At 30.4% G+C, this 13936-nt stretch carries 11 protein-coding genes; 10 read left to right on the top strand and 1 reads right to left on the bottom strand.

Features of this window, described 5'->3' with window-relative positions; translation table 11 throughout:
- Window positions 1-20 precede the first annotated feature (20 nt).
- The 3 genes from OCV48_RS11210 to OCV48_RS11200 all read left to right on the top strand — a co-directional run bounded on the left by OCV48_RS11210 (window position 21) and on the right by OCV48_RS11200 (window position 4250).
- Window positions 21-1418 carry an MBOAT family O-acyltransferase gene (locus tag OCV48_RS11210; protein WP_147591958.1) on the top strand — a complete coding sequence of 466 codons (1398 nt, stop codon included), beginning with the start codon at window positions 21-23 and terminating at the stop codon, window positions 1416-1418.
- 11 nt (window positions 1419-1429) lie between these two features.
- Window positions 1430-2512, top strand: coding sequence for a DHHW family protein (locus OCV48_RS11205; RefSeq protein WP_147591957.1), 1083 nt, complete (start codon window positions 1430-1432; stop codon window positions 2510-2512).
- A 313-nt stretch (window positions 2513-2825) separates the two neighbouring features.
- The gene (locus OCV48_RS11200) at window positions 2826-4250 is read left to right on the top strand and encodes a methyl-accepting chemotaxis protein (protein WP_262559691.1); all 1425 of its coding nucleotides are present in this window, start codon (window positions 2826-2828) and stop codon (window positions 4248-4250) included.
- A gap of 239 nt (window positions 4251-4489) precedes the next feature.
- On the opposite strand, the gene OCV48_RS11195 is transcribed toward OCV48_RS11200, so the two are convergent.
- Window positions 4490-5119, bottom strand: a complete 630-nt coding sequence (locus OCV48_RS11195; RefSeq protein ID WP_021982179.1) for a TetR/AcrR family transcriptional regulator — start codon at window positions 5117-5119, stop codon at window positions 4490-4492.
- 198 nt (window positions 5120-5317) lie between these two features.
- On the opposite strand from OCV48_RS11195, the gene OCV48_RS11190 reads away from it, so the two are divergent.
- From OCV48_RS11190 to OCV48_RS11160, 7 genes are all read left to right on the top strand, one after another.
- Window positions 5318-7399, top strand: coding sequence for an efflux RND transporter permease subunit (locus OCV48_RS11190; protein WP_147591955.1), 2082 nt, complete (start codon window positions 5318-5320; stop codon window positions 7397-7399).
- 50 nt (window positions 7400-7449) lie between these two features.
- A complete protein-coding gene (locus tag OCV48_RS11185; RefSeq protein ID WP_147591954.1) occupies window positions 7450-9732 on the top strand; it encodes a hypothetical protein in 2283 nt (760 codons plus the stop codon).
- A 316-nt stretch (window positions 9733-10048) separates the two neighbouring features.
- A complete protein-coding gene (locus OCV48_RS11180) occupies window positions 10049-10228 on the top strand; it encodes a DUF951 domain-containing protein (protein WP_021982182.1) in 180 nt (59 codons plus the stop codon).
- A gap of 157 nt (window positions 10229-10385) precedes the next feature.
- Window positions 10386-10826, top strand: a complete 441-nt coding sequence (locus OCV48_RS11175; protein WP_021982183.1) for a hypothetical protein — start codon at window positions 10386-10388, stop codon at window positions 10824-10826.
- A 72-nt stretch (window positions 10827-10898) separates the two neighbouring features.
- A complete protein-coding gene (locus tag OCV48_RS11170) occupies window positions 10899-11525 on the top strand; it encodes a hypothetical protein (RefSeq protein ID WP_021982184.1) in 627 nt (208 codons plus the stop codon).
- A 141-nt stretch (window positions 11526-11666) separates the two neighbouring features.
- Entirely contained in the window at window positions 11667-12680 is a 1014-nt protein-coding gene (locus OCV48_RS11165) for an ABC transporter permease family protein (RefSeq protein ID WP_262559687.1), read from the top strand.
- Window positions 12677-13909: a hypothetical protein gene (locus OCV48_RS11160; protein ID WP_021982186.1), complete on the top strand. Its 1233-nt coding sequence runs from the start codon at window positions 12677-12679 to the stop codon at window positions 13907-13909. The genes OCV48_RS11165 and OCV48_RS11160 overlap by 4 nt, the downstream gene beginning before the upstream one ends.
- Window positions 13910-13936: the final 27 nt, after the last annotated feature.

Raw genomic sequence — 13936 nt, 5'->3', positions numbered from 1 at the left:
CCTTTTTAAAGGAGAATAAAATGTTATTTACTAGTATTAGTTTTTTATATTATTTTTTACCAGCATTAATAATTATATATTTTATAACACCAAAGAAATATAAAAATATTATTTTATTAATTGCATCTTTAATATTTTATTTCTATGGAGAGCCTAAATATGTTTTTTTAATGATATTAGAAATTATTATTGCTTACATAGGAGCTATTTTAATTGATAAATATAAAAATCAAAGTAAAAATATATTAATAACAACTTTATTTATACATGTATTTTTATTAATAATATTTAAATATACTGATTTTATTATACAAACAATTAATGAAATATCTAATGCAAATATAAAATTATTAAATATTGCATTACCAATAGGGATATCATTTTATACATTTCAAATTATAAGTTATGTTATTGATGTATATAATGGAAAAGCTAAAGTTCAACACAACATTATAAATTTAGCTACTTATGTATCTTTATTTCCACAGTTAGTCGCAGGACCTATTGTTAGATATCAAACAATAGAAAAAGAATTAGATGATAGAGTGCATAGTTTTAATAATTTTGCATATGGCATAAGAAGATTTTCTATTGGACTTGCTAAAAAAGTATTGATAGCAAATGCTTTGGGAGAACTTTGTACCAAAGCTTTTGCTCTAAATGAAAAAACCATAATATTTTATTGGATATTTGGTATAAGTTATATGCTGCAGTTATATTTTGATTTTTCTGCTTATAGCGATATGGCTATTGGTCTTGGAAGAATATTTGGATTTCATTTCCCTGAAAACTTTAATTACCCATATATATCAAAAAGTATAACTGAATTTTGGCGTAGATGGCACATTTCTCTTAGTACATGGTTTAAAGATTATGTTTATATTCCGCTTGGGGGTAATAAAGATGGTAAATATAAACAGATAAGAAATATTTTAATAGTATGGTTATTAACTGGAATATGGCATGGTGCTAATTGGACTTTTTTAATATGGGGATTATTGTTCGGAATTATTCTTATAATAGAAAAAATATTTCTTAATAAATTTATGGAAAAATTACCTTCTTTTATAAGAAGACTATATGTGTTATTTATTGTTATGATATTATTTGTTATATTTAATTCTGACAATATGTCAGTGGCTTTGACTAATATTAAAGGTTTATTTGGTATGAATGGAGAAGTTTTTATTAATGATTATACACTTCATTACTTAAAGAGTTATTTACCATTACTAATTATTGCTTTATTTGGATCTACTCCTTTTATTAAAATATTAATAGATAAATTAAGAAAAAATAAATATGTAAATAACATAATTAATATTTTAGAACCAATTTTAATAGTTGTGATATTAGTTGTTGTTACTTCTTATTTGATAGATAATTCGTATAATCCATTTTTATATTTCAGATTTTAAGGAGGTTATACATGAATGATAAAATTAAAGATATAATTGTAACCTTAGTATTTCTTTTTACTATAATTTCATTATTTTTGATTAATGTTATAAAAAAAGATACTGATATTTCCATAGCAGAAAGAAGAAAACTCGCCACTATGCCAGAATTAACTATTAAAAGTTTGTTTGATGGTACTTATACTAAGAAATTAGATTCTTATGTTACAGATCAGTTTGTAGAAAGAGATACTTTTAGAAAAATTAAAATAGATATCGAATTATCTACTAAAGGTGAATATAATAATTTATATATGTATAATGATTATATTATTGAAGAAATATTTCCTTTAAATAGTAATTCTATTAATAATTTAACTAATAAGATTAATTATATAAAAAATACATATTTGAATAATAATAGTAATATTTATTATACTATTATACCTGATAAAAATTTTTTTGTTAAAAATGGTAATTTAAAACTTGATTATAATAAATTACAAAATATGATGAAAACTAATTTATCAAATATTAATTATATAAATATATTTGATGAATTAACTCTTGATAATTATTATAAGACTGATACTCATTGGAAAGAAGAAGATTTATTTAATGTTGCAAATACTATTGCTAATCAAATGAACTTTTCTTTAACTAACAACAATGTTGTAAATACTATTACTACTTTCAAAGGTAGTTACGCTGGTAGACTATCAGTAACTAAAGATATTGATACTATAAAAACTGTATCTAATCCATCTATTGATAATAGTAGTGTGTATAATTATGAAACTAAAAAATATACACAAATATATGATTATGATAAAATAAAATCATTAGATAAATATGATATATACTTATCGGGAGCATCTTCTATTATAGATATTGTTAATCCTGCTTCAAATAGTAATAGGGAATTAATTGTTTTTCGTGATTCTTATGGTAGTAGTTTAATTCCTTTATTAATAGAGGGATATAAGAAGATTACTGTTATTGATACTAGATATGTTTCTTCAAAGATTCTGAATAATTATATAAAATTCAATGACCAGGATGTTCTTTTTATGTATAGTATATTAACTATAAATAATAGTTTTTCTATTAGATAATGAATAAATAATCCGGCTATAACTATTAACTTACTCAAATTTGTATTTTAAAATAGATGGTAAAGAAACGATAAATTCAATGAAGTAATTGCTAATTTAAAGAAAAAAATTACTACTCTAGAATTAATGAAAGTTTATATATATAGTTCTAGTTGTGATACCCTGGATTTAGGAAGAGCAGATTTTAAAAGAAGTACTTTTATTTAAAAGATATATTGTTAAAATTACCAAAATGTTGTATAATATTAGCAGATTTTATGTAATTGTTACTAAAAATAAAAAGCAATGCATTACGCATAGATGGAGGCACATTATGGGAAATAAAGTACACGTAAAAATGATTAGTGCAGTTGCACACTTAGAAAAAGTTGATACATCAAAACTTGCTCCTGAATTAGCTGATATGTATAACAGGCTCAAAGGTGGACGAGAAAGATTTGGAAAGATAGTTAAGAATGTAATATCTTCTACAATGAAGATTAGCTCATTGGATTTGGCATTGGTTAGTAAGGCAGATCATTTAAAGAAGATTAGTTATGAGTTATCAGATCTTGCAGTTAATGTAAGCAAGACATCTGAAGTAACTACGACAGTTGCAGGAGATGTGGCAAATGCACATGAGGACTTAACTAATTCAATTACAAATGTTTCGGAAAATTGCAACCTTATACTTAAGGGCATCGGTGATAGTGAAACAGAACTTAAAACAATTATGGATTTATCTGGAACTGCAATCAAACAGTCAGGTCAGATGAAGCAGGATATGTCTACATTGTTAGAAGTTATCCAACATATGAATGAAGTTATCGAGGGTATCAATTCGATTTCTGCACAGACTAATTTGCTTGCATTAAATGCATCAATAGAGGCTGCAAGAGCCGGTGAGAATGGTAGAGGTTTCGCAGTAGTTGCTGAAGAAATCAGACAGTTAGCAGAACAGACGAAAGTCTTAACAGGTAATATGGGAACATTTGTTGAGAATATCGCAGAGGCTTCAGGCAAGAGTTCAAAGAGTGTAGAAAATACAGTAGAATCATTAGAGAGCATTAATACAAGCCTTAAATCAGTATTAGATATTAATACATCTAATAAGAATAACCTGAATAACATTAATGAATCAATAACAACAATTGCCGCAACAAGTCAGGAAATCAGTAGTTCGATAAATGAGGTTGAGGCACAGATGACTAATCTTGATGAACAGATTGATATATTATCAAGCGAATCAAGAGTATTAGCAGATGTTAGCGATGGATTATCGGATGTAATTAAACCGATATTTGAAGTAGAAGATATATTAGATGAAGTAAGAGATGATATCGGGGTACTTACTCAGGATGAATTCTATAAACTTGATAATAAGAATTTCGAAGAATCAATTAAGGCAGCAATTGATGCACATAAGAACTGGATTGGTGCATTAAAGTCTATGATAGATAAGCAGGAGACAGTTCCACTACAGACTAATGAGAAGAAGTGCGGTTTTGGACATTTCTATTATTCAGTAAAACCTAAGAATCCACAGATTATAGAGAGATGGAATGATATAGAATCTAAACATACACAGTTACATAAATATGGAAGCAAGGTTATCGAAGCATTAAATTCAGGTGAGTTGAATAAAGCAAAAGAAGAATATTTAGAGGCAGAAACTATATCAGAAGAACTTGTTAACGAATTCGAAAAATTATTATCTGTTACAGAGGAACTTACATCAAAAGAAATAAGCGTATTTTAGCATAATATGATAATTATAAAGTTTGAAATAATGGCTGATTAAATGAAATAATTTAATCAATCAAACAAAAATAATAATTAAGTAGTAATTAAGTAATAAAAACCCACTATTGAGTAATTTGAAAAGTATTTATTCAATAGTGGGTTTTTGTATGAAATGCTTATTAGTATATTTGTTAGATTAAGAGAGATATATAATCCAAACAGTGTCTGTATTTATAAATAAAGAACTAATTTATTTTATGCATTTATATCTGTATCTTCGAGATTAGAAATGGTATGTCTCTTTATAATTCCCCTTATGGAATCATATAAATATGGTTTTAATATATCAATCGATGTTGGTTCTTCATATAATATAGAACTATAGCAAGTGGAACTGGCAAGTTCTATAATCATAAAAAGCATAATCTCAGGATCTTTAAGATTATAATCGGCTCTGTCTAAAATTCTAGAGTATATATCATAGAAATCAACTTCGTCATCTGTTGATGGATTTGTAAGTGAAGATTTGAATATTCCCCAACTTAGATTTTTGGATATAAATAATAGAAGGGACTTGTCTTCACAGAATTGATTAATTATATGATCTGCAATGAAGATAATTTCTTCGGTAAGATCTGTAATTCCTGACTTGGCAAGAGCTTCATCGGCATTATGGAATAACTGGCTCGCCTTGTGAGCAATCAGTCTGTTTCGTAAATCATACTTGTCTTTAAAATACAAATAAAAAGTTCCTTTTGCTACACCAGATTTCTCTGCTATATCTGAAATGGAAGTCTTATTAATTCCCTTTGATGTAAAAAGTGAAAATGCAGAATCTAAAAGAGAATCTCGTTTCTTTTTCTTATTGGTTTCTAATTTACTCATACTATCATACCTTTCCCAAAGTAACATAATATTTTGGAGTTCTTTTAATTATGTTCTATTTTAATTATAAAACTAAACACAGTCAAATAAATTTTTAAAATAAAGTATTGACCGTTAGTCATTTTTGTGTTATACATTATAACATAATAAATGACCAATGGTCAATAAATAAATAAAAATCAAAAAAGGAGTGGGAACATGTTAAAACTTGGAAAGAAGATAGTAAAGTATAGAATTCCTATTTTAATTCTTAGTTTTCTTCTGTTGATACCAGCTACAATATCTTATATTAATACCCGTATTAACTACGATATACTTTCATATCTTCCGGACGACATTGACACAATGAAAGGTCAGGAAATACTTACTGATGAATTTGGTACAGGAGCATTTTCAATATGTGTCGTTGAAGGAATGGATAAAAAGGGTGTAGCGGCTCTTGAAGAAAAGATTAAAAGGGTAGACCATGTTAATAATGTAATATGGTACGATTCATTAGCTGATTTATCAGTTCCAATGGATGTAATTCCTGAAAAGATAAGAAATGCATTTAATAATGATGAGAAAGGCAGCACATTACTTATAGCAACATTTGATACTTCAACATCAGCCGATGAAACATTAGACGGTGTTGAGAAAATCAGAAAGTTAACAAAGAATCAGTGCTTTCAGAGTGGTATGTCAGCAACAATTGCTGATATCAAGAAGATATGTAATACAGAGGCTGTAATGTATGTTGTTTTAGCAGCAGGTTTATCAGCTATCGTATTAGCACTTACAATGGATTCGTTCCTTGCACCTGTATTCTTCCTATTAAGTATAGGTATGGCAATTGTATATAACTTAGGAACAAACTTCATCGCTGGTGAAATATCATTTATCACACAGGCACTTGCGGCAGTTTTACAGTTGGCAGTAACGTTGGACTACTCAATATTCCTGTGGCATAGTTATCAGGAATACAGAGAGAAGTATCCTGATGAGAAAGAAAGAGCGATGGCTCATGCAATATCAAATACAATAGTTTCTGTAATTGGTAGTTCAATCACAACCGTTGCAGGTTTCGTGGCAATGTGTTTTATGACATTTACATTAGGTTTAGACTTAGGTATTGTTATGGCGAAAGGTGTTATATTCGGCGTTATCGGCTGTGTAACAATTCTTCCTGCAATGATACTTACATTTGATAAAGCGATTCAGAAAACAAAACATAAGGCATTAATGCCTAATATGGATAAAATCGGTAATTTTGTTACAAGGAAATATGGTCTTTTCATTGTATTATTCGTAGTAATTTTAATCCCAGCTCTTTACGGATATACACATACAAATGTTTATTATGATTTAGCAGGAACACTTCCAAAAGATTTAGAGAGTGTTGTAGCCAATTCGAAACTTGAAGATGATTTCTCTATGGGTGCAACCCATATGATACTTGCAGACAGTAATATGTCTTCAAAAGATACATCAGCAATGTTAGATGCAATAAGTGAAGTTGATGGTGTTAAAGTGGCAGCAGGACTTGATAATCTTGTTGGTCCGGCAGTTCCAAAAGAAGTAATACCTGATACGTATAAGAAGATTCTTGATAATGGTAAATATAAATTAATACTTGTAGCATCTGAATATAAGACAGCTTCAGATGAAGTCAATAATCAGATAACTGAGATACAGAACATAGTTAAGAAATATGATACTAAGGCAATGGTTATCGGTGAAGCACCATGTACAAAAGACCTTATTGATATAACTGATAAGGACTTTAAGACAGTTAGTGCAGTATCAATAGTTCTTATATTTATAATCATTGCAGTAGTACTTAAATCAATTTCGTTACCAGTTATATTAGTTGCAGTAATCGAATTTGCAATCTTTATAAATATGGGTATACCGGCATACACAGGAACAACGCTTCCGTTCATTGCCTCAATCGTAATTGGTACTATCCAGTTAGGTGCGACAGTCGATTATGCGATACTTATGACTAATAAATATAAGAAAGCAAGATATAATGGCGCAGGCAAGAAAGAAGCTATTACATCAGCACTTAATGGTTCAATCCAGTCAGTATTTGTCAGTGCACTGAGCTTCTTTGCAGCAACATTCGGCGTTGGTATGTATTCAAGCATAGATATGATTAGTTCGCTTTGTGTATTGTTGGCAAGAGGTGCAATTATAAGTTTCCTTGTAGTTGTATTAGTATTACCTGCAATGTTCATGATATTTGATAAACTTATAATCAACACAAGTATGGGCTTCAAACCAAAAAAAGCTAATTAATCAATAATTCAAATAAAAATATTATCAATATTAAGAAGGAGCGATGCTATATGAAGAAGAAACTAGTAAAGACTATATCAATATCACTGGCAGCATTACTTGCAATTGCAGGAATCAGCTACTCAGCATTAAGCGGAAATGAAAAGGTTGCATCTGCTGATACAAGTAAAGATGCTAAGACAATTCAGAATACAATTGAAAGCAATGTCAAATTCAATGAAGTCGGAGAAGACAAAGAAGAAACAGTATATGTACTTACAGATGCAAATGGAAATGTAAATAAAACAATTGTAAGTGACTGGTTAAAGAATAAAGATGGCAGCGATAAACTCGAAGATAAATCAGATTTAAAAGATATTGAAAATGTAAAATCAGATGCCGATTATATAACAGGAGAAGATGGAGCAATCACATGGAATGCAAACGGAGAAGATATCTATTATCAGGGAACTACAGATAAACAGCTTCCTGTAGATGTTAAGGTAACATATCTCTTAGACGGCAAGGAAATGTCTCCATCAGAGATAGCTGGAAAAAGCGGTAAAGTAACTATTAAATTTGAGTATACAAATAATCAGAAGAAGGAAATTACTGTTAATGGTAAAAAGACAGAGATGTATGTACCATTTACAATGATTTCAGGAATGATACTTGATGGAAATAAATTCAGAAATGTAGAAGTTAATTCAGGAAAAGTTATTTCAGATGGTAACAGATTAGTAGTAGTCGGACTTGGTTTTCCTGGAATGAATTCAAATCTTGCTCTTTCAGATATAACAGGTGACAGCAAGACAGAATTCCCTGAAACAGTTGAAGTAACAGCCGATGTAGAAGATTTCTCATTAGCTTTAACACTTACAATGGGAAGCGCAGATTTAATCTCAGCAGTAGATGTAGACAGTGTAACAGCAGTAGATGATTTAAAAGATGTTGTTAAGAAATTAGTAGAATCTACAGATGCATTACAGACAGGTTCTTCAAAATTAAATGAGGGACTTAAGACATTAAAGAATAGCTTTGGAACATACAGCACAGGTATTAAAACTTATGTTAATACAGTTAATTCAAACATCGGATTATTAAATGAAAAAGTTCCATCATTTGTAGACGGAACAAAACAGATTTCAGATGGTGTCGGACAGATTGTTGGAGCTATGGAAGGTGATAACGGTGCAGTATCAGGAGCTAACCAGTTAGCACAGGGTTCAGCAGAACTCAGCAATGGATTAAATGACCTTGCTAATAGCGTAGGTACAGTTGGAAGCACAGATAACAACACTGTAACAGGTGCAGTTAATAATATTGCAACAGGTTCAAACACATTATTCTCGTATGTAGATAAAATGTTAGCAGGTTTTGATGACCAGAAGGATGCAAATGGAAATGTAAACTATGGACTTAAAAACGGTTCACAGGCAGTAGCAGATGGCTCAAAACAGGTATCAGATGGTGTTAACGAATTAGTATCACAGTTAACTACAATGATTCAGACAATTAATACCAGCATTTCTAATAATGAAAAGAGTATTGCACAGTTAAACGCAGTAATACGTGGTGGTAAGAATCCACAGACAGGAGCAGATCTGACAGCACAGGAAATAGCTGTGTATAATGCACAGATTCAGCAGCTAACAGGTGCTAATACAGCACTTAAGACAATGCTTCAGAGCATGAATCCGGAATCAATGAATACACAGTTGACTAAACTTACACAGGGCGCAAAATCTGTATCAGATGGTGCAAGCGGTGTATCAAATGGTTTATCAACATTACAGAATGGACTTAGTGAGTTTAAGACACAAGGCAACACATTAGTACAGGGAACAGCCCAGTTAAATAGTTCAATGTCACAGTTAGTAGCAGGAATTGGTAAATTACAGGCAGGTTCAGTACAGGTTAAAGATGGTTCAGCAGCTTTAGCAAGTGGTGTAAACCAGTTATATGGAGCAGTTAAGAATCAGTTACAGCCTGGTGTATCAACATTATATGATGGTGCAAACTTACTTTCAACTTCAGTAAACCAGTTATATGAGGGAACAAAACCAACAGCTAAAGATGTTAATACACTTTTATCAGGAACAGACCAGTTAGCATCAGGAATAGGTGAATTACAGACAGGAGCAGAGACATTAAGCTCAGGTATGAAACAGTTCAATGACGAAGCAATCAGTAAAGTATCAGACTTCGTAAACGGAGATTTGACAACAATTACAGAAAGAATCAAAGCTACTGTAAATCTTGCTAAAGATTACAATATTTACTCAGATGCAGTAGAAGGCAAAAGCACAAGTGTAAAATTCATCTACGAAACAGATGGAATCAACGTAGAATAAAAAGTAATATATAAATATAATCAAAGTAATATTATGTAAGATTATATGTGCTCTCGGAATTCATATGGATTCTGAGAGTACAAATTATATAAAATGGGTGGACAAAAACTATATTAGATAGATAAATACAGCATTGTAATAGAGATATTGCGATGCTGTATTTTTTTATTGACAAAAGACCTGAATTAATGTAGGTTGTAGTAAAAGAAAAGGCTTAAAAGAAGGATTATTCTTATGTGTCAGAAATTAAATTAGATTTTAAAATTCCTGCCTACGTCTTTAAGATAAAATATTTATAAAGAAGGTGTGAAATAATATGCAATATGATGTTGGACAAATTGTGAAACTAAAGAAGAAGCATCCTTGTGGAAGCTACGAATGGGAAATACTTCGTGTGGGGGCAGATTTCAGATTAAAGTGCATAGGGTGTGGACACCAGGTTATGCTGCCACGAACTACAGTTGAAAGAAATACGAGAGGATTACGGGATAAATAGTAAAATATAGTATGTCGAAAAATGTCGAAAAGTTATACTTGACGTAAAAAATGTCGAATGTTAAAATTAATTATCACTTAAATGAATAAATAAAAATAGCTATTAAGAGGTATATTTGAGTGGTAAATATTAATCGGGATACAAGGAGGAATACAAGATGATTAAGAGAAAGAGAATTTTTGCTGGCATGTTGTTAATTGCGTTATTTATACAGTCTACAATATGCATAGCAGCAACGAAAACAAGTGATGTATTAGTAGCGGTTTCGGGAACAACATCGGTAAATTTACCAGGTTCCTACAGCAGTTTGAGTGCTCGTGTTGATAAAGCTTCGGTATATGGAATAGCAAAAAATAATACGAATAATTCCAGATACATAACGATTACGACGACCAGATATAAAAAGGGTGTTGCAGATGGAGCAAGGAGCAATAATAATGGAAATATAGCAGGTGGAAAGGATATAAGTTCAGGTGGCGTAGTAAGAATATCAGATACGATATATTCGTATTATGTGACATGTACTGTATATAATAGTACATCTTCAAGTACAGGTGTAGCTGATGCCCTTACATACATAATAAAACAAAATAGTTAATGTAAATAAGGAGGTTTTTCGACCTCCTTATTTTGTATAACCTAAAATAATTATTTTAAATGGAGGTATATAATGAAGAGACGAGTATGCAAGAAATTATTGATAACCAGTGTGATAATAACAATGATACTGTGTAGTGGATGTGGATTAAGAAAAGAAAAAAAACCAATTGTGGCAAAAAAAGAAGAGAGAATTTTCAATAGGTATGATTTTAAAGATATATGGTCCACGCTTACCATAGATGGTAAAAATATAGGATTTCCGTTTGATGTGAAAGATGTTCCGGATACTTTAAGTATTAATATTGGATTGAATGTGGAGGAATTAAAAGATGAAATAGAAGATATAGGAGCGTTATGGTGCGACCTACGTAAAGAAGATGAATTTACTAATATTACAATTAAGATTGAACCTGAAGATGATACATATGATGTTAGTAAAGGTAGAGTTGTTGGAGTGACTGCATATGATAAAGATATGACACATGTAAATACAGAAATGTGTCATATCAGTATTTCAGGAATAGAATTGGGAACTTTGATGTCGGAAGTAAAAGAAATATTAAATGAACCGAGTGAGGCACTTGAGGGTGAAGAACAGACAAGTTATTATTATTATGATAATGGGAATAGTAGTATGGTATTTACTTCATATAATGGTAAAACTGTATCAAAAATAGAAGTGTATTACTATGATTAAGGTGGGTGATGGGAAGTGTTTTGTAAGTTATTTATACTAAATATAAGAAGGTTTTTTAAAAATAACAAAATGATGATTATGATACTTCTTTTTTCGCAGATTGTGTCGGTAGTGGTTTCGTTCATGGCATATGGAATGATAATGAATACAAAAAGAGAATCAGAAAGTGCAGGATATTCTGAAAGATTTTTGGATGCAAACTCATATCATGATGTGTATTTGCCACTGGAAAAGATAAAGCCATCATTATATAAGCTTTTAAAAAGCTATGGAAATAAAGTTAGAAGTGTTGTTATTGATGGATATGATAAGGAAGAGAACACTACAATATGGATGCATTTTACATATAGAAATGGTAATATTATAGTAGATGACGAGTGGAAGAAAACGATATTAGATTCACAACCTAACAGAATTGGACGTTTATATACGGATGATGAATTTTATAGTGGTAAGAAGGTTTTAGTAACTAATGGAGGGTATGATAATGTCAAAAAGTGTTACATAAACGGAACAGAGTATGAAGTTGTTGGACATTTTTATGAAGAAGGATATATAGGGAATGCGAGTGATAAAGTTGTTGAAGTCCCATTCTTTTCGGCAGATGATGAAATGCAGATAGATGCAATTGGCATACAATTAGCGACATTGCCGACGGTATCTGAATATAATGAATTTGCAACAGAGATGTTAAGCCTTTTTGACAATCAGGTTTATGTTTATATGCCGGAGAAGTTTTCTAATGATGTTAAGTACATGTATAAAACATATTTTATAATTGCAGCTATAATACTTGGAATGTCGGTAATTAACATTGGCATTGTATATGGATATATATTGAGAACAAGAACTAAATATAATGCTATTTTGTCTTTGTGTGGAGCTAAGAAGATTCAGATTGTCATAATTAATTTGCTGGAGATAATTTCTATGTGTCTTGTTTCATATGGGGTGTCATTACTGCTATTTAATAATGTTATAATTCCATATGGTAAAGATGTTTTTATATATTTTACGGATATTTTTGACAAATATTTATACGAAGATTTTTTGACTATTTATTTGATGGCAGTTATAATTTGTGCATTATACAACATTTTAAAGGTGTTAAATAAACAAACAATTACATTTATAAGAGGTGGTGGGAGAAAATGATAGATTTATGTATGTCAGAATACATTAAGAATATTAGACGAAACATACTTATATGGCTACTGTTGTCAGCAGCCAATATTATGGTTCTGCTTACTGTTGGCAATATGAAAACATCATACAAGTATTACAATGTAATTAAAGATTACATTGGTAATAAAGGCCTGTGTCTTTTAGATACTGATGGAATTTTAAAAGATGATTTTGTAAAAGAATTAGATAGTATTAAGGGAATTAAATCCTATAAGATTTTTGAAGAGTCCGGCTTATATTATGATGAAGGCGAAAATAATATCAAAAAGTTATATCTTTTTGATAAGAATGATGAAAAATTGATGCCGGCTCTTAAATCCGGAAAATGGTACGAGAGTAATCCAAATGATAAAAGCATTATTAATGTGCTTGTATCGGAAAATGAGTATGGAATAGATTCAGGAGATATGATAGAGTCGTACTATTATGATGAGAATGGTTCAATAAAAAATGTTAATATTAACGTGGTTGGCGTGTTTAGAGATGGCGAAAGGATAGCCGGTAATATCAAATATTCTCCAACAGATCAAATGTATTATAACAGCTTTTATTCGTCTTTTGATGTTAAACAGAATGAAGATATGATTTTTGTCACTACTGAGAAAGAATTTTCGAAGTTTAATAATGCAGTAAAATCTGTTACGTATGGTGGTGTTCTGATAAGATGTGACGATAGCATATCTGATGAAAGAGTTGATGAGATAGCGAAAGAAATAAGGAAATATCGTATCAAGGTGACGAACTATGAACAGTTACCAAGTAGCACTGTTGAAATGAAAATAATCAATAACAATAGTATGGTGCAGATTCGAAAAGTAAAGATGGAATTTATGCCTTTTGCAATTGTTGTGATAATGATTTCTATTATTTGCATAATATCAATATCGGCAGTTTCTACATTAGAAGGACTAAGAAATTATACAATATATTATATTACAGGCATGAAATGGAACGGTATCGTTAAAATAACAGGATTTTCTATTATATGCAGCATAGGAATGTCAGTTGTGTTATCTACAGCAGAATATTTGATAATGAAAGTGAAGTTCCCTCGTATTGTCAACAGGATAAGCATAGGAATTGAGGAAGGAATGATTATTGCAGGTATATGGGTGTGTTTTGTCCTTTTAGCGATAATTATGCCGTTGTCGATTTTGCATAGAAACAAACCGGCAGAACTAATCAAACAGGAAAGATAATATGGCAAGTTGTTCAGAAATGAGGTT

The sequence above is a fragment of the Bovifimicola ammoniilytica genome, from assembly GCF_025567085.1.
GTDB lineage: Bacteria > Bacillota > Clostridia > Lachnospirales > Lachnospiraceae > Bovifimicola > Bovifimicola ammoniilytica.
This window is presented reverse-complemented; position numbering and strand designations above follow the sequence as displayed.